The 22245-nt window shown below is 68.3% G+C and carries 20 protein-coding genes and 1 tRNA gene; 13 read left to right on the top strand and 8 right to left on the bottom strand.

What is annotated here, in order from left to right:
* Positions 1–142: 142 nt before the first annotated feature.
* The 3 genes from F3H57_RS18115 to tgt all read right to left on the bottom strand — a co-directional run bounded on the left by F3H57_RS18115 (position 143) and on the right by tgt (position 4288).
* On the bottom strand, positions 143–1357 hold the full coding sequence (locus F3H57_RS18115) for a CaiB/BaiF CoA transferase family protein (protein ID WP_149757661.1): 1215 nt from the start codon (positions 1355–1357) through the stop codon (positions 143–145).
* Positions 1341–2954, bottom strand: coding sequence for a thiamine pyrophosphate-binding protein (locus F3H57_RS18110; protein WP_149757659.1), 1614 nt, complete (start codon positions 2952–2954; stop codon positions 1341–1343). The genes F3H57_RS18115 and F3H57_RS18110 overlap by 17 nt, the downstream gene beginning before the upstream one ends.
* Before the next feature lie 206 nt (positions 2955–3160).
* Complete coding sequence (gene tgt, locus F3H57_RS18105) at positions 3161–4288, bottom strand: tRNA guanosine(34) transglycosylase Tgt (protein ID WP_149757657.1); 1128 nt, start codon at positions 4286–4288, stop codon at positions 3161–3163.
* 109 nt (positions 4289–4397) lie between these two features.
* Here tgt and F3H57_RS18100 point away from each other — a divergent pair, with 109 nt between their 5' ends.
* The 4 genes from F3H57_RS18100 (at position 4398) to rimK (ending at position 8145) form a co-directional block, all read left to right on the top strand.
* Positions 4398–5303: an SPFH domain-containing protein gene (locus F3H57_RS18100; RefSeq protein WP_149757655.1), complete on the top strand. Its 906-nt coding sequence runs from the start codon at positions 4398–4400 to the stop codon at positions 5301–5303.
* A gap of 4 nt (positions 5304–5307) precedes the next feature.
* Positions 5308–5574, top strand: coding sequence for an NfeD family protein (locus tag F3H57_RS18095; protein WP_149757653.1), 267 nt, complete (start codon positions 5308–5310; stop codon positions 5572–5574).
* A 301-nt stretch (positions 5575–5875) separates the two neighbouring features.
* Complete coding sequence (locus tag F3H57_RS18090) at positions 5876–6655, top strand: DUF2189 domain-containing protein (protein WP_149757651.1); 780 nt, start codon at positions 5876–5878, stop codon at positions 6653–6655.
* An 80-nt stretch (positions 6656–6735) separates the two neighbouring features.
* Positions 6736–8145 carry a 30S ribosomal protein S6--L-glutamate ligase gene (gene rimK, locus F3H57_RS18085; RefSeq protein WP_149757649.1) on the top strand — a complete coding sequence of 470 codons (1410 nt, stop codon included), beginning with the start codon at positions 6736–6738 and terminating at the stop codon, positions 8143–8145.
* A 42-nt stretch (positions 8146–8187) separates the two neighbouring features.
* Here the strand turns inward: rimK and ubiG are convergent, their stop codons facing one another.
* Complete coding sequence (gene ubiG / locus F3H57_RS18080) at positions 8188–8898, bottom strand: bifunctional 2-polyprenyl-6-hydroxyphenol methylase/3-demethylubiquinol 3-O-methyltransferase UbiG (RefSeq protein WP_149757647.1); 711 nt, start codon at positions 8896–8898, stop codon at positions 8188–8190.
* A gap of 300 nt (positions 8899–9198) precedes the next feature.
* Here ubiG and F3H57_RS18070 point away from each other — a divergent pair, with 300 nt between their 5' ends.
* The 4 genes from F3H57_RS18070 (at position 9199) to F3H57_RS18055 (ending at position 13523) form a co-directional block, all read left to right on the top strand.
* Positions 9199–10014 (top strand): LysR family transcriptional regulator, encoded by an 816-nt coding sequence (locus F3H57_RS18070; RefSeq protein ID WP_149757643.1) that lies wholly within the window; start codon positions 9199–9201, stop codon positions 10012–10014.
* A gap of 68 nt (positions 10015–10082) precedes the next feature.
* The gene (locus F3H57_RS18065; RefSeq protein ID WP_149757641.1) at positions 10083–10445 is read left to right on the top strand and encodes an SUF system Fe-S cluster assembly protein; all 363 of its coding nucleotides are present in this window, start codon (positions 10083–10085) and stop codon (positions 10443–10445) included.
* A gap of 96 nt (positions 10446–10541) precedes the next feature.
* The gene (locus tag F3H57_RS18060; protein WP_149757639.1) at positions 10542–12206 is read left to right on the top strand and encodes a mechanosensitive ion channel family protein; all 1665 of its coding nucleotides are present in this window, start codon (positions 10542–10544) and stop codon (positions 12204–12206) included.
* Between the two features lie 96 nt (positions 12207–12302).
* Entirely contained in the window at positions 12303–13523 is a 1221-nt protein-coding gene (locus F3H57_RS18055) for a glycerophosphodiester phosphodiesterase family protein (protein ID WP_149757637.1), read from the top strand.
* 173 nt (positions 13524–13696) lie between these two features.
* On the opposite strand, the gene F3H57_RS18050 is transcribed toward F3H57_RS18055, so the two are convergent.
* Positions 13697–14107 (bottom strand): SufE family protein, encoded by a 411-nt coding sequence (locus tag F3H57_RS18050; RefSeq protein WP_149757635.1) that lies wholly within the window; start codon positions 14105–14107, stop codon positions 13697–13699.
* 161 nt (positions 14108–14268) lie between these two features.
* On the opposite strand from F3H57_RS18050, the gene F3H57_RS18045 reads away from it, so the two are divergent.
* Positions 14269–14790: a hypothetical protein gene (locus F3H57_RS18045; RefSeq protein WP_149757633.1), complete on the top strand. Its 522-nt coding sequence runs from the start codon at positions 14269–14271 to the stop codon at positions 14788–14790.
* Positions 14791–15100: 310 nt separating this feature from the next.
* Here F3H57_RS18045 and rnd read toward each other — a convergent pair whose 3' ends face one another.
* A complete protein-coding gene (rnd, locus tag F3H57_RS18040) occupies positions 15101–16264 on the bottom strand; it encodes a ribonuclease D (RefSeq protein WP_149757631.1) in 1164 nt (387 codons plus the stop codon).
* Between the two features lie 187 nt (positions 16265–16451).
* On the opposite strand from rnd, the gene F3H57_RS18035 reads away from it, so the two are divergent.
* Entirely contained in the window at positions 16452–16640 is a 189-nt protein-coding gene (locus tag F3H57_RS18035) for a hypothetical protein (RefSeq protein WP_149757629.1), read from the top strand.
* On the opposite strand, the gene purN is transcribed toward F3H57_RS18035, so the two are convergent.
* Both purN and purM read right to left on the bottom strand, forming a co-directional pair.
* Positions 16631–17227, bottom strand: a complete 597-nt coding sequence (gene purN, locus F3H57_RS18030; protein ID WP_149757627.1) for a phosphoribosylglycinamide formyltransferase — start codon at positions 17225–17227, stop codon at positions 16631–16633. The genes F3H57_RS18035 and purN overlap by 10 nt on opposite strands.
* Positions 17224–18267: a phosphoribosylformylglycinamidine cyclo-ligase gene (purM, locus tag F3H57_RS18025; RefSeq protein WP_149757625.1), complete on the bottom strand. Its 1044-nt coding sequence runs from the start codon at positions 18265–18267 to the stop codon at positions 17224–17226. Before purM ends, purN begins: the two co-directional genes overlap by 4 nt.
* Before the next feature lie 172 nt (positions 18268–18439).
* Between purM and F3H57_RS18020 the strand changes: the two genes are divergently transcribed.
* From F3H57_RS18020 to F3H57_RS22330, 3 genes are all read left to right on the top strand, one after another.
* Positions 18440–20089 carry a calcium-binding protein gene (locus tag F3H57_RS18020; protein WP_149757623.1) on the top strand — a complete coding sequence of 550 codons (1650 nt, stop codon included), beginning with the start codon at positions 18440–18442 and terminating at the stop codon, positions 20087–20089.
* Between the two features lie 58 nt (positions 20090–20147).
* Positions 20148–20224, top strand: a tRNA-Ile gene (locus F3H57_RS18015).
* 1128 nt (positions 20225–21352) lie between these two features.
* Positions 21353–22245, top strand: an 893-nt coding sequence (locus tag F3H57_RS22330; RefSeq protein ID WP_394349844.1) for a calcium-binding protein, incomplete at its 3' end; no start/stop codon positions are given.

Genomic DNA, 22245 nt, shown 5'->3' with positions numbered 1-22245 from the left:
GGCGTCGATCCTCGCAGGCAGGGCATACGCGGCAGGCACGCAGACGCGCGCCTTCCGTGTTCCAAGCCTAAGCCGCAGAGGTTGCCCGCTCATGTCACATGGCCGCCAGCCTGCGCATTTGTGAACGGCGCCTAGTGGCCCCTCACCCGTCCTTGCGCCGGGCCAGAGCCGCGCGCAGCCGCTCCATCGCGATGTCCGTATGCTCCCCGACCCGCGGCGGAGGGGCGGTGGCCCGCGCCGGTGTGCGCGAGAATTTCAGCGGATTGCCAAGGAGTTGCACCGAACCGCCGACCACATCGGGCCGCGGCGCTGCGATCACCGCTTCGCGCGAGCGGGCCTGGTCCGAGGTCAAGGCCTGCGCCACCGTGTGAATTGGACCGGCCGGCACCGTGACCGCGCCTAGCCGCTCAAGAATGCTGCTCTGGCGCTCTGCGGCGAGCATATCTGTAACAATTTCCGTGAGCGGGGCGCGGTTCTCCAGCCTGAGCGGATTGGTCAGGAAGCGCGGATCGTCGGCAAGCTCCGGCCGGCCCATCGCGCCGGCAAAGCGGCGGAACTGGCCATCGTTGCCGACCGCGAGGATGATGTAGCCGTCCGCGCACGGGAATACGTCGTACGGGCAGATATTGGGATGCGCATTGCCGCGCCGCGCCGGCGGCAGCCCGGACGAAAGGTAATTGGTACCCTCGTTGATGAGCCAGGCCATCTGGCTGTCGACCAGCGAGAGGTCGATATGCTGGCCCTCTCCGGTCGCGTCGCGGTGGCGCAGGGCGGCGAGGATGCCGATACAGGCATACATCCCGCACATCACGTCCGCGATCCCGACGCCGACCTTGTGCGGCGCGCCGTCCGCCGGCCCGGTCAGCGACATAATCCCGCCATAGCCCTGCGCCATCAGGTCGTAGCCCGCAAGGTGCCGGTTCGGCCCGGTCTGTCCGAAGCCCGAGATCGAGCAATAGACGAGATCCGGCCGCGCGGCGCAGAGCGTCCCGTGATCGAGCCCGTATTTCTCCAGCCCGCCGGGCTTGAAATTCTCGATCACCACGTCCGCCGACATGGCGATCTCGCGCACCAGCGCCTGCCCCTCGGGCGTCGCGATGTCCGCCGCAACCGACAGCTTGGAGCGGTTGGCCGCCATGAAATAGGCCGAGAGGTCCTGCACGCCGTCCGTCGTCTCGGCATAGGGCGGGCCCCAGGCGCGGGTGTCGTCGCCGCCGGTCTTCGGGTTCTCGATCTTCAGCACCAGCGCGCCCATGTCGCCCAGAAGCTGCGTCGCCGTCGGCCCGGCAAGGATCCGCGACAGATCGCAGACGATCAGCCCGTCCAGCGGGCCTTTTGGTTCAGATGCGTCCGTCATAGGCTCTCCGGTCGATTTCCGCCGCGATCACGGTGAAGGTGTCGGCCGCCAACGCGGCCTCGAGCGCGGCCTCCAGATCGGCGACGGAGGCGACACTGGCGCCCTGCCCGCCCATGGCGCGGCCGAGCGCGGCGAAATCGGTGCGGCCGAAATCGACGCCGGCATTGTTCATCTGCCGCTGGCGCTGCTTGAGCTCTATGAGCGCGAGCGAGCGGTCGACGAACACCACGAAGATGGTGCGCAGGCCGAGATCGGCGGCGGTCGCGAGCTCTCCGGCGACCATCAGGAAGCCGGCATCGCCCGAGAACGACACCACCGTCCTGTCGGGCGAGGCCAGCGACATGCCCATCGCCAGCGGCACCGCGCAGCCCATCGTGCACAGACCCGAGGATTGCACCAGCGCCCGCGTCTCGAAGCAGCGCCACATCTGGCTGAGGAGGATTCGGTGCGCGCCGCTGTCCGCGCTGGCCAGTGCGTCGCGCGGCAGGACGCGGCGGCAGGTGTCGATCACCGCCGCCGGCCCCCAGTCCGGCCCTGTCGCGAAGGCGGCGCCCAGCGCGGCGCGCACCTCCTCGATGCGCCCGCTCCACCCGGTCGCCTGCCCCGTACCCTCGGTCAGGGCGGCGAGGGTCGGACCGATGGCGCCGTGCACGTTCACGCTGCCCTGGTGCATGTAATGCGTGTTCGGCACCGCCGAGATGTCGATGACGGTCTGTGCGTCCGGATCGAACGCGTCCTGCCAACCGATGCGCATTTCCACCGGGTCGTAACCGGCCAGGATCACCGCGTCCGCCTCGCGCACCAGCGGCAGAAGGTGGGTGTCGGCAAGTGGCGACAGGCCCGCGCCGCCGAGCGCGAGCGGATGATCCTCCGCGATCAGGCCCTTGGCCTTGTAGGAGGTGATCACCGGGGCGCCGAGCGCCTCTGCCGTGGCGGTCAGGCCGGTCAACCCCTCGTTGACGGCATCCACCCCGGCGACGATGAGCGGCCGCCTGGCACCTGCGAGGGCCGCGCGCGCCGCCTCGAAAGCGGGCGTTTGCGCCGGGACGAGCGGCAGCGTGGGGCGGCGACGCTGCGCCGCGGCCTCCACCGCCGGCGCGTCGGCCACCGAAATCGGCAGGTCGATATGCACCGGGCCGGGCCGCCCGTCCGTGGCGATGGCGATGGCCTTGTCGGCAATCGCCTCGGCGGCGCCGGGGACCATGGTGAGACTGGCCTTGCAGACCGCGCCGAAGACCGCCCGCTGGTCGAGCACCTGATGGGTGTAGCGCGCCGCCGTGTCCGTATCGACGGCGCCGGTCACCACGATCAGCGGCACCCGGTCCTCGCGCGCGTTCTCGGCCACGTTCACGGCGTTGAGCGCGCCCGGGCCTACCGTCGCCACCAGCACGCCGGGCGCGTCGTCGCGGTGATGCACGCCCTCGGCCATGAAGCCGCCGGCGTTCTCGTGCCGCACCAGCACGAACCGCAGACCCGCCGCGCCCAGCGCGTCGACGAAGGTCAGCACCTCGCCGCCCGGCATCCCGAAGGCGGTGCGGCAGCCCGCGGCGGCAAGCCGGCGCGCGAGGATGTCGGCGGTTCGCAGGGAAGATGTCATGCGGGTCCTCTCGGCCGGGCGGCGGGCTCGGCCACAGAAAGCCCCGCGCGGCGGCGGAACGCAAGCCGCACCGCATTTGCGCGGCGCGGCCCGTGGCAGGCCGCGAATGGAAGAGGGCGCCGATTCAAAGGCGGCAGCGCCAACGACGCCTCAGACTTCGAGCGTAAGACCGACAAGGCGGCGAACCGAGAGCTGCGCGCGCAGGCTCACAGCCGCTCGATATCCCCCTCGGCCCGCGCGGCGTGGAACGCCGACTCGAAGGCCGCGAAACGTCCCTCCGCAACCGCGTCCCGCAGATCCTGCATGAGTTCCTGATAGTAATGCAGGTTGTGCCAGGTCAGCAGCATGCCGGCGATCATTTCCCGGGCGCGCACGACGTGGTGCAAGTACGCGCGCGAATAGCCGCGGCAGGCCGGGCAGGTGCAGGTCTCGTCGAGCGGGCGCGGATCGTCCGCGTGGCGGGCATTGCGCAGGTTGACCTGTCCGCGCCGCGTCCAGGCCTGCCCGGTGCGCCCCGAGCGGGAGGGCAGCACGCAATCCATCATGTCCACGCCACGCGCCACTGCGCCAACGATGTCGTCCGGCTTGCCCACGCCCATGAGATAGCGCGGCCGGTCCTCGGGCAGCCAGCCGACGGCGTGGTCGAGACAGCCGAACATCGCCTCCTGCCCCTCACCTACGGCGAGCCCGCCGATGGCGTAGCCCTCGAAGCCGATCTCGCGCAGGGCCGTGGCGCTTTCCTCGCGCAGATCGGGCTCCAGCCCGCCCTGCTGGATGCCGAAGAGCGCGTGACCCGGCCGGTCGCCGAACGCCTCGCGCGAGCGCGCCGCCCAGCGCATCGACAGGCGCATGGATTGCTCGATCCGGTCGCGATCAGCGGGCAGCGCCGGGCATTCGTCGAAGGCCATCACGATGTCCGAGCCCAGAAGCCGCTGGATCTCCATCGACCGCTCGGGGCTGAGCGCGTGGCGCGAGCCGTCGATATGGCTGCGGAAGGTCACGCCGTTCTCGTCGAGCTTGCGCAGGTCCGCCAGCGACATGACCTGAAAGCCCCCCGAATCCGTGAGGATCGGCCGGTCCCAGTTCATGAACCGGTGCAGCCCCCCGAGCGCGGCCACCCGCTCCGCCCCCGGGCGCAGCATCAGGTGGTAGGTGTTGCCCAGAAGGATGTCGGCGCCGGTCGCGGCGACGCTTTCGGGCAGCATCGCCTTGACCGTGGCGGCGGTGCCGACGGGCATGAAAGCGGGCGTGCGGATCGAACCGCGCGGCGTGTCGATCCGCCCGGTGCGGGCTGCGCCGTCTCGGGCGGCGAGGGTGAAGGAGAACGCAGGCATTGCTGCCCTTTGCCGCAAGCCGCCGCAGCCGGCAACCCCGCGCGAGAAGCGTTGAAAAAGCCGCCGCGTCTTGCTTCAACAGGTCAGACCCCGTGCAGGAGCGCCCGCCATGACACCCGACGCGATTTTCGACATGATCCTTCAAGGCGGCGGCGGGCTGATCTTCCTGCTGATCGCCATCCTGATCGTGGTCCTCGTCTTTCGCGCGGTGAAGATCGTCCCGCAATCGGAGCAGTTCGTGGTCGAACGCTTCGGCCGGTTGCGGTCGGTCCTGTCGCCCGGCATCAACCTGATCGTGCCGGTGATCGACAGCGTGGCGCACCGTATTTCGATCCTCGAGCGACAATTGCCGACCATGCAGCAGGACGCAATCACACACGACAATGTGCTGGTGAAGGTCGACACCTCTGTTTTCTATCGCATCGTGCAGCCGGAAAAGACCGTCTACCGCATCCGCGACGTGGACGGCGCGATCTCTACCACCGTCGCGGGGATCGTGCGCTCGGAGATCGGCAAGATGGAACTCGACCAGGTGCAGTCCAACCGCTCCGCGCTGACCGCGTCGATCAAGGAGCAGCTCGTGTCGGTCGTGGACGATTGGGGGATCGAGGTCACGCGGGCCGAGCTTCTGGACGTCAACCTCGACGATGCCACGCGGGCTGCGATGCTCCAGCAGCTCAATGCCGAACGCGCGCGGCGGGCGCAGGTGACCGAGGCCGAGGGGGAAAAGCGCGCGGTGGAACTGGCCGCGGACGCCAAGCTCTACGCCTCGGAGCAGGAGGCCAAGGCGCGGCGCATCACCGCCGACGCCGAGGCCTACGCCACCGGCGTGGTCGCCGAGGTGATCAAGGCCAACGGGCTCGAGGCGGCGCAGTACCAGGTGGCGCTCAAACAGGTGGAGGCGCTGTCGAGGCTGGGCGAGAGCGAGGGACGGCAGACGCTGATCCTGCCGTCGAACCTGCTCGACGCCTTCGGAGATGCCTTCAAGATGCTGAAAACGCCGAAGAAGGACTGAGCGCATGCCCTGGGACATCTGGTGGCTCTGGCTCTGCGGCGCGGTCGTGCTGGCGATCCTCGAAGTGCTCGTGCCGGGCTACATCTTCCTCGGTTTCGCGCTTGGCGCCGGGGCGCTGTCGCTGATGATGTGGATCTGGCTGTCGGCGAGCCTGCCGGCGCTGCTGGCGATCTGGGCGGGGCTGTCGGCCGCCTCGTGGCTGGTGCTGCGCGCAGTCTTCGGCCGGCCCGACGGGCGCGCGCGGATCGTCGAGGACGACGTGAACAAGTAGGCGGATTGTGCAGTCGGTGGCGATAGTGTCCTGAGATCGGAGGATACGCGACGCGGTCCGGACGGGCGGCCCGGTGGCCGCGTTTTCGGCCTTGGGCGCGCGCGACGCCGGATGCCGACGTTGCGCGGCGAGGGGCCAACCGCTCGCGCTCCCCGGGGTTTACCTGGTTAGATGAAGGGAGGCACGCGCCCTTGCCCGTACGTCGGTCGTTGCGGACGCAGAGGTGTCGCGGCCCACGGGGCGAGACGGCAGGCGCCGCCTGCGATATCCTCGCCCTAGGGGAGCCAAGGAGGAGAATGTCATGACCGTGATACCCGCGACGACGGAGCGTGGAGCGGCGGCACGCCTGGAGGCGGCGGACCTTGGGGCCGCGCTGCGCGCCGGGCTCGCCGATTTCCGGGCGGCGCCGCTGTTCGGGCTGTTCTTCAGCGGGGTCTACGTCGTGCTCGGGCTGGCGCTGGTGCAGCTTGGCGCCGGGCTTCTGACCTGGACACTGACGATGACGCTCGCCTTTCCGTTGGCCGCGCCGTTCCTGGCGGTGGGCCTCTACGAGGTGAGCCGGCGGCGGGCGCGCGGCGAGGCGCTGAGCTGGCGCGGCGTCCTCGGCGTGGTCTGGGCGGAGCGCACCCGGCAGATCCCGTGGGCCGGCGCGGTGATCCTGATCTACGTGCTGTTCTGGAGTTTTCTGGCGCACATGCTCTTCGCGCTCTTCATGGGTCCGTCGGTGCTGATGGGGCGCCACGACGCGCTGGCGACGTACCTGACGGGCGACGGGCTGACGATGCTGGCGGTGGAGGCGGCGGTGGGCGCAGTGCTGGCCTATCTTCTGTTCGCGCTGACGGCGGTGAGCCTGCCGATGCTGCTCGACCGGGAGGTGGATTTCGTCACCGCGATGCGGGCGAGCCTGGGGCTGGTACGGACAAACCCCGGGGTGATGACGCTCTGGGCGGCGATCATCGCGGGCGCGACGCTGCTGGCGCTGTTGCCGGCCTTCCTGGGGCTCTTCGTGGTGCTGCCGGTGCTGGGGCACGCGAGCTGGCATCTCTACGGTCGGGCCCGCGCGGCGGGGGCGCTGGACTGACCTGCCTGCCCGGCGCGAGCTTGCCGGGCGCGCGGCGCCTTGATAGCTGCGTGGGGCCATCCCCCCGACGAGGACCCGCCATGAGCGACACCGAAGACCCCGCGCAGGACCTCATCCGTTTCGGATGGGAGGAATGGGTGGCGCTGCCCGATCTCGGCCTGCCGGCGCTGCGCGCGAAGGTCGATACCGGCGCGCGGACCTCGGCGCTGCACGCCTATGACATCGAGACCTTTGGCTCGTCCAAGAACCCCCAGGTGCGCTTCACCGTGCACCCGGTGCCGGGACGTGACGACCTGATCATTCCCTGCTCGGCCAAGGTGCTCGACCGGCGCATGGTGACGAGTTCCAACGGCGAGAGCGAGAGCCGCTACGTCATCGGCTGCACGCTGGAGGTCGGCGGCGAGGCCTGGCCGATCGAACTGACCCTGACCAACCGGGCCAGCATGGCCAGCCGGATGCTGCTGGGACGCGAGGCGCTGAAGGACCACATCACCATCGTCGCCACCGACCGGTTCTTGCAGAAAGAGCTGAGCTACGACGTCTACGCCTCTTCGGCGGTGCGCAAGCGGGCGCCGAACCGGGCGCTCCGGATCGCGGTGCTGAGCCGGGAGAACAACTACTCCACCCGGCGGCTCGTCGAGGAAGGCGAGAAACGCGGCCACACGGTCGAGGTGATCGACACCACCCGCTGCTACATGGCGATCAACGCGATGGCGCCCGAGGTGCATTACGACGGCGCCCGCCTGCCCCGTTACGACGCGGTGATCCCGCGCATCGGGGCGAGCGTGACCTCCTACGGGACCGCCGTGATCCGCCAGTTCGAGACCATCGGCACGTTCTGCACCAATGGCTCCGAGGGGATCACGGCGTCGCGCGACAAGCTCTATGCCCACCAGCTGATGGCCCGGCACAAGATCGGCATGCCCAACACCGCCTTCGCGTCCTCGCCCAAGGACACCGACTCGCTGATGCGGCTGGTCGGCACCGCGCCGATGATCGTGAAGCTGCTGGAATCGACGCAAGGCAAGGGCGTGGTGCTGGCCGAGACCAAGAAGGCCGCGCAATCGGTGATCGACGCCTTCCGGGGTCTGCGCGCGAACTTCCTCGTACAGGACTTCGTGAAGGAGGCGGCCGGAGAAGACATCCGCTGCCTCGTCGTGGGCGGGCGCGTTGTCGCCTCCATGAAGCGCACCGGGGCGGAGGGCGATTTCCGGTCGAACCTGCACCGCGGCGGATCGGCCATGGTCGTGCGGATCAGCCGGGAAGAGCGAGAGACCGCGGTACGCGCGGCCAGGGCGTTCAAGCTGAATTTCGCGGGGGTTGACCTGCTCCGGTCGGAATCGGGGCCGAAGGTGCTGGAGGTCAATTCCTCGCCCGGGCTCGAGGGGATCGAGATCGCGTCGAAGAAGAACGTCGCCGGGATGCTCTACGACCATATCGAGGAGCGGGTGCGCCCCGCCCCCGTGCGCCGGCGCAAGCTGCTGGGATAGGCGCGCGATTTGGCGTCTGTCCGCCCCGGGCGCCGCGGGCGGTCAGCCCGGCTTCGTCGCGATCCCCATGTATTGCACGCTCTGCACGGGCACCGGCCCGAAGGTCAGATCGCCGCGGCGGGTGATGCCGCGCGGTCCGAGGCCGCTGAAGGGGCCGGGCTCCAGCCCGGCCGCCCGCAGTTCCGCCTTCAGCGTCTTGGGGGAGATGAACAGGTCGGGATCGTGCGTGCCACGCGGCAGGAGGCCGAGCACATCCTCGGCCAGACGGACGGTCAGGAGCGCCGCTAGGCGGTTGCGGGCTATGGTGTCGAACAGGAAGACCCCGCCCGGCGCCAGAACGCGCGCCACCTCGGAAAGGACCTGAGCGCGGTCAGCGACGTGTTCCAGCACATCGACGCAGACGACGATGTCGAAGCGGGCCGGCTCGAAGGGGAGCGCCTCACCCACACCGACGGCGTAGGCGATGTCGAGCCCTTCTGAGGCGGCATGGTCGCGGGCGGCGCGGATCGCCTCCTCCGCCGGGTCGAGGCCGGTGACCTCTGCGCCGCGCCGCGTCATCGGCTCGGCCATGAAACCGCCGGCGCAGCCGAGATCGAGGACGCGCTTGCCCTCCCAGGTCACGTGCCGGTCGAAGAAGGCGAAGCGGCCGGGGACGAGGTTCCTGAGCGTGCGCACCCAGCGGATGTCATCCGACCACCAGCGCGCGGCGGCGCCGTCGTAGATCGTCAGATCGTTGCGGGTGCTCATCCTCATCCCCCCCATCGGTACTACGACCGGCGAGGTATCCCGGCGGGCGCCCGCGTCCAGCGTATCCGGCGCAGGGCGCGGGCAAGGCGCAGGAGGCGCGCGCGCCGCAGCCGGGCGCGGCGGCGGCGGGCCTGACGCTCGAATGAGCGTCGTTCGGCGGCGTAGATCGTCGGGGCGGGATCGTTCGGCGGGTCCAGGTCTGGCGGGGACAAGCGACAACTCCTTGCGATAATGGAAGAACGGTTCCATCCTGCCGCGGCAAATGCGCCGACAGGAGACACGAATGCCGCAGGCAGACTTTCAGAAATGAAAGACCTGTCGCTCGATGCGTTGCGACTGTTCCTGGCGGTGGCCGATGCCGGCAGGCTCGAACCGGCGGCGCGGGCGACGGGCGTCTCGGCACCGACGCTCAGTCGCAGGATGGCCGCGCTGGAACGCCAGCTCGGCGCGCGGCTGTTCGAGCGCGGCGCACAGGGCTACCGGCTGACCGCGCATGGACGCGACCTGGCCGAGCAAGCTGCGGATCTGCGCGGTTTCGCTACCCGGCTGGATCGGTTCGCCGCCGCCGAGGCCGTGCCCCGGGTTCGGATCACCGCCGGGCTCTGGACATCGCGGCTGCTGGCGCGTCACCTGCCGGCGAAGCGGGCGGGTTGGGTGCCGGAGATGCTCGCCTCCAACGCGCAGGTGGACATCGCGCGTCGCGAGGCCGATATCGGCGTGCGCAACCGCCGGCCCGATCAGCCCTGGCTGGCAGGGCGGGTCACCGCGACAATCCGCTACGCGGTCTTCGCGGTGCATGACGGGATCGAGGGATACATCGCCCTTCCCCGGGGCGCAGCCACCGCCCCCTCCGAACGCTGGCTGCGCGAGACGCATGCGGGGGCCATCACGACCACCGCCTCGGACATGGGGCTCGCACGGGAAATGGCCCGCGCCGGGATCGGGCGCGTGGTGCTGCCGATCTTCGCCGCGGGCGGGCTCGTGCAGATCGGGGCCGAGATCGACGCGCTCGCGCACGAGGAATGGCTCGTCGCCCATCACGACGCGCGCCACGATCCGCCGGTGCGCGCGGCACTGGAGACCGTGGCTGCGATCCTGACCGACGTGACCCTGCGGCCCTAGCGCGGGCTTTACCGCCGCAACCCCGATCCCTATATCTTTGGTCGGATTACAGGAGAGGACGCTCCGTCATGACCGAAGCCAGCCCCAAGCTCGAAGGCGCGCCGCTGATCGCGCCGTCGACCACCGACCATCCGCTCTACGATCAGGTGGTCGAGGCCTGCCGCGGCGTCTACGATCCCGAGATTCCGGTGAATATCTACGATCTCGGCCTGATCTACACGATCGACATCTCGTCCGAGAACGCGGTGAAGGTGATCATGACGCTGACCGCGCCGGGTTGCCCCGTCGCCGGCGAGATGCCGGGCTGGATCGCCGACGCGGTGGAGCCCATCGGCGGCGTGAAACAGGTCGACGTGGAGATCACGTGGGATCCGCCCTGGGGTATGGACATGATGTCCGACGAGGCACGGCTCGAGCTGGGCTTCATGTAAGCGCGGCCGGGCGCGAGGCCTCGCGCGACGGCGCCCGGGCCGACAATGTGCACGGCGTTGCTTGATCCGGGGCGGCGCCGTTACATTTCGCCGCATATGCGGCCTATCATATTCGTCCTGACCTGCCTTGCCCTGCTCCTACCCGTTGCGGCGGGGGCGCAGCAGAACGCGGCAACCACCTCGTGGTACGAGGTCGAGGCGCTCAATCGCGGGCTCGGCCCGGCGCCCGTGGACCTCGACCGGACCACGCCGCAATCGACGGTGGAAAGCTTCCTGTCTCTCGGACGGGCGAGCCGCTTCGAGGAGGCGGCGCACCTGCTCGACCTCGCCGGCTGGCCGGAAGACGAGCAAGAGGAGTACGGCCCTCGGATCGCACGCGAGTTCTTCACCGTGATCGACCGCAAGGTGGTGGTGAACTGGTACCAGCTTCTTGACCGGCCCGACGCGCTCGATGCGCAGGCCGCCAGCGACAGTGCCATGGCCGGGCAACCGCGCCGGTCCCTGCTCATGGCGCTGGTAGAGCTCGACGGCCGGCCGATCAGCCTACGGCTCAACCGCATGAAGGTGCCGGATGCCGATCCGGTCTGGGTGATCTCGCGGCAGACGGTCGACAATGTCCCCGCACTCTACGAGGCCTACGGCCCCTCGCGGCTCGAAGCCTGGCTACCCGATCCCCTGCGCACCCGCGCCTTCTGGGGCCTGCGCTGGTGGGAGGTCATCGGCCTGCCGCTGGTCATCGGCCTGTCCGTGGGGCTGGGGCGGCTGACCTACAGGGTGATGTCGCGCGGGCTGGGCCGCACGCGGCGCGATAGCGGCAGCGACAGCTTCCTCGTGGCGCTGCGGCCGCCGGTGATCCTCGCGGTGGTGGCGAGCACGCTGGCGATCTGCACGCAGAACGTCTTCCTGTTCTCGGGGCGAATCGACACGCTCTTGTCCCCGCTCATCGCGATCGGCTTCGTCACCGCGACCATCTGGGCGATCATCAACGTCGCCGACGCGTTCATGGACCGGCTGATCAGCTTCGACGGCGACGCGCTGACCGCCACCGGCGAGGGGCAGGAGCGCAAGCGCGAGAAGGCCACCAAGGTCGCCGCGATCCGGCGCGGCATGATCGTCGTGGTCGTCGTGGCCGGCGCCGGGATCATCCTGCGCGAAGCCAACCTGATGAACACGCTGGGCTTCTCGCTCCTGGCCTCTGCCGGCGCGTTCACGCTGGTCCTGGCCTTCGCGGCGCGCAACATGCTGTCCAACGTGATGGCCTCGATGCAGATCGCGCTGAACCAGTCGGCGCGGATCGGCGACAAGATCGTGTATGACGGGCACCTGTGCTCGGTCGAGCGGATCCATTTCACCTATGTCCAGCTGCGCGAATGGACCGGCAAGCGCATCGTCGTGCCGGTCGTCGATTTCGCCGACGAGCCGTTCGAGAACTGGACCATGCGCGATCCGGCCCTGATCGGCGAGGTGCGGCTGCGGCTGGCGCACGACGCCGACGTGGCCGCGCTGCGCCGGCGCTATTACGAGGTGCTAGACGGGCTCGACACCGACGAGGAGAAGGCGCTGGAGGTCGATCGCGGCGTCTATGTCGCCGGGCACGACGTTTTCGGCCAGGAGGTGCTGTTCATGGTGCCCTGCGCCGATCCCAACAGCGCCTGGCCACGCATCTGCGAGGTGCGCGAGCGCATCTTGGCCGCGGCGGCCGAGCTGGCGACCGAGGCGCACCCGATCTTCCCGAAGGTCTCCGCGATGGACGCGGGATGATTGCCTGAGGGCGTCATCGAAACGTAACATCCCCGTCACGTCTTCGTTGCCGGTTGCAGGCACTCGAAGGCCTCGGATCAACAGAGAGGTTTTCCCATGACCCGTGCGTTTCTTCTCGGCTCCGCCCTTCTGGCGCTGCCCGTTTCGTCCTTCGCCCAGTCCGAGGGCGGAGACGCGCAGGCGCTGAGCTACGGCCCGCGCCCGTTCTACCTCATCGACAAGATGGCCGACAGCGAGCTGAAGTCGGAGCTGATGTCCTGCCGGGGTCAGGAGCCGCAGACCACCAAGTTCTCGATTGGCCACCGCGGCGCGCCGCTGATGTTCCCCGAGCACACGGTCGAATCGAACCGCGCCGCCGCGGTCCAGGGCGCCGGCATCCTCGAATGCGACGTGACCTTCACCTCGGACGAGCAACTGGTCTGCCGCCACGCGCAGAACGACCTGCACACCACCACCAACATCGTCACGACCGATCTGGCCGAGACCTGCACGACGCCGTTCACGCCGGCCACCGAGGGTGAGGACGCCACCGCCGAGTGCCGCACCTCGGAGATCACGCTCGAGGAATTCCGCACGCTCGAGCCGAAGATGGACGCCGCGGACGCCTCCGCGACCACGGCCGAGGAGTACGTGGGCGGCACCGCCGACTGGCGCACCGACCTTTACGCGAACGGCGCGACTCTGATGACTCACGCGGAATCGATCGCGCTTTTCGACGAGCTGGGCGCCGACTTCACGCCCGAGCTGAAGTCGCCGTCGGTCGAGATGCCGATGGGCGAGTTCACGCAGGAAGCCTACGCGCAGAAGATGATCGACGAGTACCAGGACGCCGGCATCGACCCGTCGCGCGTCTGGCCGCAATCGTTCAACCTCGAGGACGTGCTCTACTGGATCGAGAACGAACCGGAATTCGGCGAGCAGGCGGTGTTCCTGGTCGAGTGGACCGAGGGCTTCGACGAGCAGGATCCCGAGACCTGGCAGGAGGATTTCGCGTCCCTCGCCGAACAGGGCGTGAACTACCTCGCGCCGTCGCTGAACATGCTGATGACCGTGGGCGAGGATGACGCGATCACCGCGTCCGACTACGCGATGGCCGCCAAGGAGGCCGGTCTCGAGCTGATCACCTGGACGCTGGAGCGCTCCGGCCCGCTGCACGAGGGCGGCGGCTGGTACTACGAGTCGGTCAACGACGTGATCGACACCGATGGCGACTATTTCGAGGTGCTCGACGTGATGGCGCAGGAGGTCGGCGTGGTCGGCGTGTTCTCCGACTGGCCCGCAACGGTGACCTACTACGCCAACTGCAAGGGCCTTTGAGTCCAGAGGCTTTAGAGGCATGAGTGGGGGCGGTCCTGCGGGGCCGCCCTATTCTCTTGAGCTTGCGGAGTGGCTCGGAGCGGGGAGCGTGACCACCGGCCCGAAAGCACCGGCCAGCACCGGCCCGTTCAGCACGACACCCGTAGGGTGGGCAATCTGCCCAACCTGTCCCGTCAGGCGGTCTCGGCGGCCAGGGCGCGGATGCGCTCGATCATCGCGCGCAGCCCGTTGGAGCGCTGGGAGGACAGGTTCTCCTCCAGCCCCAGCCGCGACAGTTCCGCCTTGGCGTCGACCTCCCGCACCGCCGGCAACTCAAGCCCGTCGTAGAGGCGCAACAGAAGGGCGATCAGCCCGCGCACGATCATCGCGTCGCTGTCGCCGCGGAAATGGAAGCGGCCGTCCTCGATGCGTGGATGCAGCCAGACCTGGCTGGCGCAGCCGTCCACCTTGGTCGCCGGCACCTTCAAGGCATCGTCGAGCGCGGGCATCTCCTTGCCCATCTCGATCACCATGCGGTAGCGGTCTTCCCAGTCCTCGAGGAACTCGAAATCCTCGACCACGTCCTCGAATGCCTGCTGCGCCATTGCCGGATACCCCGTTCCTTCGGTCCCCGCTGACGTATGATCCCGGCGGGCTCGCGTCCAGCCTTCGCCGTGCCGCGGTGCTTTTCAAAGCCCGCGCAATCGGATAACCCACGGGACAAGACCTGCCGCCCGGACGGCGGGACCGGGGACGGGGCATTGCCATGAAGACATCTATCGGGGTCCTGCTGGTGTCGGCGCTGGTGCTGACGAGTTGCGGCACTGTGCGCGACTCGCGCCTCAATCCGTTCAACTGGTTCGGCGGCGCCACGTCGCGGCCGGTGACGGTCGAAGCCGGGTCCGAGGTTAATCCTCTACTGCCACGGCGCAGCAGCGGCGTATCGATCTTCCGCCGCGAGCGGAGTGAGGACCAGGTCTATGCAGGCACGCCCATTGCCGTCATCGACGAACTCCTGGTGGAGCGGCGCCCTGGCGGCGCGATCATCCGCGCCACCGGCATCGCCGACCGCGCCGGCCCCTTCGACATCCGCCTGATCCCGGACGAGACGGCCGGGGGCGGCGCTCTGGTCTACACGTTCAACGCACTGCAGCGCCCGGGTCCGCGCGACACCGGTCCCGATGCGCGCAAGGCGACGGCTGCGGTCTGGCTCACTGACAACGAACTGGCCGGGATCAGCCGGATCGAAGTGCGGGGTCGCCAGAACATCCTGACCTCGCGGCGCTGAGCGGGCCCCGCTGCGCGCGGGGCGCTGCTACCACTGGGCTCCGTCCGGACGGCACACGGAACCGGCCCGAAAGGATGGCTTCACCGCTGAACGACCGCAGGTGTCGGGCGCGCGGCGGACCGGAGGCTGGCGCTCGGTCCTCCGAGGTCTGCGCTTTATCCCCGCCACTCCCTCCGCAATACGACCGGCGCACAAGGGTGACATCGCGCCAGACCGCCGGGCCGGACCGGCGCACGCCCGGCACCTTCGGTGATATTCGGGCGGGTGGAGCTTGGCTCGACCGGGTCGGACGGGACGCCCCCGCCGCCTATCAGAGCTCGATCACCGACACGTTCCGCCCCTTGGCCGAAAGCGCGATTCGACCCTCGCAGAGGCGCAGCGCGTCTTCTCCGAAGACCTCGCGCCGCCAGCCCTTGAGCGCGGGCACGTCCCGTTCCCCCGCCGCGATGGCGTCGAGTTCGGCCGCCGGGGCGATCAGCTTCGGCGCGACGCCCGAGCTTTCGGTCTTGGCCTTCAGAAGCACACGCAGGAGGTCCGCCAGCGCCGGGTTCACCTGCAGCCGGTCGCGGGACTGATCGGGCTCGGGGAGCTCCTCCTTGGGAAGGGCAAGCGCGCGCGAGACCGCCTCGATGATCCCCTCGGCGATGTCGCCCTTGCGCGCCTCGCGCAGCAAGAGCCGCGAGCGGCCGAGATCGGCAAGGCTCTGCGGTTTGGTGGAGGCGAGCTCGGACAGCGCATCGTCCTTGAAGACGCGGTTGCGGGGGATGTTGCGCTCCTGCGCGTAAGCCTCACGGAAACGCGCCAGCTCCTGCACCAGCGCGAGAAAGCGCGGCGAGGAGGAGCGGGTCTTGATCCGCTGCCAGGCTTCCTCGGGTTTCGTGGTGTAGGTGGCCGGGTCGAGCAGCGCGGCGATCTCCTCGGCCACCCAGCGATGGCGGCCGGTGTCGCGCAGGCGGCGGTCGAGATATTCGTAGATCTGCCGCAGGTGCGTCACGTCAGCGGCGGCGTAGGTCTTCTGTGCGTCCGACAGCGGCCGGCGCGACCAGTCGGTGAAGCGCGAGGACTTGTCGAGCGACGACTTGGCGATGCGCTTGACCAGCGTCTCGTAGCCCACCTGTTCGCCGAAGCCGCAGACCATCGCAGCGACCTGCGTGTCGAACAGGGGTTCGGGGATCACGCCATGATCGACATGGAAGATCTCCAGATCCTGTCTTGCGGCGTGGAAGACCTTGACCACGGATGTATCGCGAAAGAGGTCCATCAGCGGCTCGAGCGACATCTCCAGTCCTTCGATCGGATCGACCAGAGCGACGTCGCCGCCCTCGTCGGAGCCGGGCAGCGCCAGCTGGATCAGGCAGAGCTTGGAGTAATACGTGCGCTCGCGCAGGAATTCGGTGTCGACCGTCACGTACGGCTGGCCCTTCGCCCTGTCGCAGAACGCGGCCAGGTCGTCCGTGGTGGTGATGGTGATCATGCGGGCCCGCTGTTCGAATTCGGTGTCAATCCGGAGCACCCTATCGGATTGCGGCAGGTGAAGCAAAGTGGCGATGGCGCGCGGCTTTCATCACGAAACGCGATGACGCGGACCACGAACATTCGTTTCAGGAATTGATGACGCATGCCTATCTCGGGGCTGTCCGGCCCTTGAAAGGAGAACCGCCATGACCGCCATAGACCTGTCCCCGACCCCGTCCCGCACCCAGCGCCACGACCTCGGCACCTGGGCCGCGGCGCTGACCGCCGCCGTGCTGCTGATCGGCACGCTCGCCCTCGTCAGCCAGCCGCCCGAGATGCAGGGCGGCCCGCGCGAGTGGCACGGCAACGTTTCGGTCAGTCCGGCCTATCGCTGAGGCAGATCGAGCCGCTTCCTGTCGCCCTCGGCCAGCCTGCGGAGCACCGCCGGATAGAGCCGGTGTTCCGCCTCCAGCACCCGCGCGGCGAGGCTGTCGGGCGTGTCGCCCGCCCGCACCGGCACCCGCGCCTGCCCGAGGATCGGGCCATCATCGAGCGCCGGTGTGACCTCGTGCACGGTGCAGCCGGCTTCCGTGTCGCCGGCCTCGAGCGCCCGGGCATGGGTGTCGAGCCCGCGATATTTCGGCAGGAGCGAGGGGTGGATATTGATCATCCGGCCCTGCCAGCGCGCCACGAAGCCCTCGGTCAGAACCCGCATGAAGCCGGCAAGGCAGATCAGGTCGGGCTGCGCCGCGCAAAGCGTGTCGTGCAGCGCAGCCTCGAACGCCGCGCGGTCGCCCTTGTACGGGCGGTGGTCGACGGCTGCCGTGGGGATGCCCCGGGCGTCGGCCCGCGCGAGCCCGCCGGCGTCGGGCCGGTTTGACAGCACCAGAACCGGCCGCGCGGGGTGATCGCCGGTCATGCTGTCGGCGAGCGCGGTCATGTTCGACCCGCCGCCCGAGATCAGGATGGCGACACGCATCACCTCAGCGTGCCGGTATAGGCGACCCCCTGCCCCGGCACCACGCGGCCGAGCGGGACCACGCGCTCCCCGGCTTCCGAGAGCGTGGCGCTCAGCGCCTCCGCGCGGTCCGGCGCGACGGCGAGGACCATGCCGATGCCGCAGTTGAAGGTCTTGAGTAGCTCGCCCGCCTCGATATCGCCCTGTTCGCGAAGCCAGGCGAAGACGCCCGGCAGTTCCCAGGCCCCGAGGTCGATCTCAGCGCCAAGGCCCTCCGGCAGGACGCGGGGGATATTCTCGGTCAGGCCGCCGCCGGTGATGTGGGCAAGCGCGTGCACGCCGCCTGCGCGGATCGCCTCAAGCGCCGGCCGCACGTAGAGGCGCGTCGGCGCCAGAAGCGCGGCGCCCAGCGGGCCGTCCTGCCACGGGCAGTGCGCGTCCCAGCCGAGACCCGACATCTCCACCAGCCGGCGCACCAGGCTGTAGCCGTTGGAATGCACCCCGTCCGAGGCAAGACCGAGAAGCACGTCGCCCTCGGCCACGTCGGCGGGCAGCGCCGTGCCCCGTTCCATCGCGCCCACGGCAAAGCCTGCGAGGTCGAAATCGCCCGGCGGGTACATGCCCGGCATCTCGGCCGTCTCGCCGCCGATGAGCGCGCAGCGCGCGCGCGCGCAGCCCTCGGCAATGCCCTCGATCACCTGCGCGGCGCTTTCTGTGTCGAGCTTGCCGGTGGCGAAGTAGTCGAGAAAGAAGAGCGGCTCCGCCCCCTGGCAGACGAGGTCGTTCACGCACATCGCCACGAGGTCGATGCCGACGCCCGACAGGTGCCCGGTGTCGATGGCGATGCGCAGCTTGGTGCCCACCCCGTCGGTGGCGGCGACCAGCACCGGGTCGGAGAAGCCCGCGGCCTTCAGATCGAAAAGCGCACCGAAGCCGCCGAGGCCCGACATCGTGCCGGGCCGGTCGGTGCGTTTCGCCGCCGGCTTGATCCGGTCGACGAGCGCGTTTCCGGCGGCGATGTCGACGCCCGCCTCGGCATAGGTGATCCCGGTCTTGTTTGTCATCGGCGCGCATCCCGGCTGCTGTCGCCCTGCGCCCTAGCGCAGGGGCACCGCGACGGCAATGGTCACGGGCACCGCAGAGCGGGGCCGCCATCATGGCGCCGAAGCGCCTCGTTGCCAGAACGCATCCCGAAGATTAGCCTGTTTCCAGTCATTTTGAGCGGGGAAGACACGCATGCCCGAGATTTCATTTACCGGCATCCGGACCTTTTCTTGGTTCGCCTACAGTACGGACGGCGGAGATTACGACTACGGCGCCACGGACATCAGGCTCGCGCTCGACGTGAGCGACGATCACATGATGCTGCTGGACGACGACGGGCTGCGTACGGTCTCGGGGACAATCCGCGGGATCGAGACGAGTCTGGGCGGCAACGAGGGCGATCCAAGGCCTGACTACTTTACCGAGCTCGGCGCCGACATACCGTCGGACCGCCTAGAAGAGTACGACAGCGTCGTGTTCTCCTTGCGCCGGATGGTGGTGGACGACGTCCCGCGCGACGTGCTCGTGCGCATGCAGGACACTGTGTATGGCGGTTTCGGCGACAGCGAGCACGAGACCGATTACATTGTCCTGAACGGTCCGCCCCTGCCCGACCTCGATTATTCCGACATCGCGTTCCTTGAGGAGGACGGCCGCGTGTCCTTTGAGCCGATCCAGAGCGGACCGCTCCTAGGCGGAGGACCGTTTTCGCTGCTGACCGCGGCGACCGGCGGCTATCCCGAACCGGACCTGCCCGCGATCCCGCCTCTCATCGGCACCGGCCGAGGCGACAACCTCATCGGCGCTGAGACTTGGGACACGATCGAGGGCGGAGGCGGCGGGGATGCGCTCTGGGGCCTCGGCGGCGGCGACGACATCTCCGGCGGAACGGGCAACGATATCATAGGCGCCGGGGCCGGACCCGACCGGGTCGATGGCGGGCCCGGAGCCGATCTCGTCGGCGGTGGTCCGGGTCGCGACGCGCTCTCGGGCGGGGCTGGCGGCGACCGACTGTTCGGCGGGCGACATGCCGACATCCTATCGGGCGGCGATGGCAACGACATCCTCGCCGGCGGACCTGGGTGGGATGAACTTTACGGCAATGCGGGCGATGATTCGCTCTCGGGCGGAAATGGCGGGGACATCGTCGACGGAGGACGCGGTGACGACCTCCTGGGCGGCGGGCTCGGCGACGACGAGATGTTTGGCGGCGCGGGGAACGATTCGCTCCATGCCGGACGCGGCGACGACACCCTGAATGCCGGGCCCGGCGCCGACCTTTTGTCGGGCGGCCTCGGGGACGACTGGCTGAGCGCGGCGCCGAATTTCAACGGCAGTTACGAGAGCGGCGGCGCCGACACACTTCGCGGCGGGATCGGGCACGATCGGCTCGAAGGGCACACCGCCGGCGAGGAGCTGGAGGGCGGCGCCGGACGGGACACATTGCTCGGCGCGGCGGGCGAGGATCGTCTTGCGGGCGGACTGGGCGCCGACGACCTGCGCGGCGGACCCGGCGCCGACACACTGACCGGCGGGAGCGGCGCGGACAAGCTGAACGGCGGCGGCGGCAATGACACCGTGACCGGCGGCGCCGGGGCCGACACCTTCGTCTTCGCGGTCAATTTCGAGGCCGCGTTCGGCAGCGACCTGGTCACCGACTTCGCCCCCGGCGAGGACATCATCCAATTCCAGGGGGTCCGCCGCAGTGAAGTGACCTTCGGCACGGCCGAGGACGGCGACGCGCTCATCCTGTTCAGCCGCGATGATCTCTCCGCGCAGGTCGAGTTCGAGGGCCTCGGGGCGGGCTCCGTCGCGCTGGAGGATCTTGCGACGTTCATCTGACGGGCGCGCCGCGGCGATGCTTGACGGCGCCGTCCCGACGCGGCACCACATGCGACGGGGGCCTGTAGCTCAATTGGTTAGAGCAGAGCGCTCATAACGCTTTGGTTGCGGGTTCGAGTCCTGCCGGGCCTACCATGACCCCAATTTAAGTTTCAAAATCAACGCCAAAGAACCCAAACTCGCGTTCATCCATTGTCGTGGCCTTCAATGGATCATTGAGATCTTGCTTCACTCTGCGCACTAGCGCCGTCCAGCGGGTTGGCTTGCGGCCCCAGGCGATCCGCAGATCGACCGAGCGGCCACCGCATCGCATGCACCTGGTGCGCGGCGCGATTCGGGCCGCGAGCGCGATCCCGTCCATCGGCCGCAGCCCAGTGGTCGGACGATCGCGAGCGCAAGGACGGTGTGGCACGCGCATCGCGCCGACCGGTAGCGGGCGATAATGTTTTCGCGCACCCTGTCCGAACCGCTTTGATCGAGGAAGTCGGGCAGAAGCGGGCTCCGGGCATCCGGCTCGGATGGGCGCAACTGCGTATGGGGTATCGATCCGCGCGTGAAGTCTGCGTCGGGGCATATCTCGACGGACATGCCGCAGCGCGGCTTGCAGAGGCGCGCCATGTCAAGGTCGACAACGACACTCTGACATCCCAAAACGCCTCCGATAAAATCAGTCCGGGCGCCGAAGGGCTACGAGACATCGGGATCGACTTACTGCCGATGAATTCGACATGGAAATGGCAAGCTCCGCCGGCAGCGACATCAATACGGCAAAATACAGTCAGCCGGCCATATTTCATCCCGAAATTGAAGCTACCGATCGCTGGACATAAACATCTCCAGAATCCTTAAGATTTTGTTTTTATTATCTTCTACCACGCCCTTTCCGACGAAAGTCTTAAAAAGCCGATTTCGTGACAAAGCGATCAAGCGCCCCTGAGATATGATTAATCGCATGTTAATAAAGCGAGAAAGTTTTTGACCGGAATTGGAATCGGTATAATGTCGGCTTACGGTCGTTACGCTGGCAGCCATTGGAGGAGGATGACAGCGCCAAAGTTTCAGCCGTAAGACACTCGACATGCGCAATGGGGGCGTGTGTGGACGACATTTCGTCACGTCGGGTCATATTAAAAATTCAATCCGAATGCTCCGCGAGTCCGCGGAGCATATGCGAGAGGAAAGCGAACCGTGCCGCCCGATTGGCGGCGCGCTGTTCGGATCATTCCTGAGATTGAAGGTTCTCACTCAAAAAAGGGCCAAAACATGCCAACCGAAACGATCAACGTGACCCCGTACGACGGCACCCTTGTCTCCGCGGATCTGCTACAGGAAAACACCACGCTCGTGCTTTCGGCGTTCGGGAGCGAGCAATCGGCAACCTTCGCCGACAACGACGGAACCTTGTCGACAGACGACGATGGCATATCGACACTGAACGGCGAACCGGTCACCTATATCGGCGGCGGCACGGCCCAGGTCGGTCTCGAGGAACCCCTCACCGGGCTGTTCGTCTCGCTCGGCGAACAGGTCGAAGTCGCCGTGCTGGAGGCAGGCGGAGATATCTTTTTCCACTATCCCGATGGAGCCCCCGGAGAGTTGAGCGCGGTGCTTCTCTCCCTGAACATCGACCAAGACCAAGACGTGTCGGTATTTGCCAATCCATATTTGGGAACGCCAGCCGCCGACGACTTCACCGGAGACAGCTTTGACAACATAATGAGTGGCGCTGGCGACGACGATACAATTGCCGGCGCCGGCGGAGACGACGAGATCGCAGGCGGCGCGGGAAACGACGAACTTTCCGGCGGCACGGGGTCCGACACGATTGACGGAGGCACCGGCGCGGACCTCCTGAACGGCGGTGCCGGATCGGACGTGATCGAGGGCGGCGACGGTGACGACACGGTGCAGGCCGGCGTCGCCTTCCAGGACGCATCTGCGTCGGGCGATACGTCCCAAATCATCCTCAACAGCGAAACCGGCAGTGACACTGTTTCCGGAGTGGAGTTCTTCGAATTTACCGATGGCGTTGTGACGGCCGAGGATTTGCTGGCAGGCAACGGCCCGGACGACGGCTCCGGTGGCGGCGATGACGGCTCCGATGGCGGCGATGACGGCTCCGGGGGCGGCGACGACGGCTCCGATGGCGGCGACGA

It is taken from the genome of Roseivivax sediminis (assembly GCF_900112685.1).
Lineage (GTDB): Bacteria > Pseudomonadota > Alphaproteobacteria > Rhodobacterales > Rhodobacteraceae > Roseivivax > Roseivivax sediminis.
The sequence above is the reverse complement of the archived record's forward strand: the minus strand, read 5'-3'. Positions and strand labels throughout refer to the sequence as shown.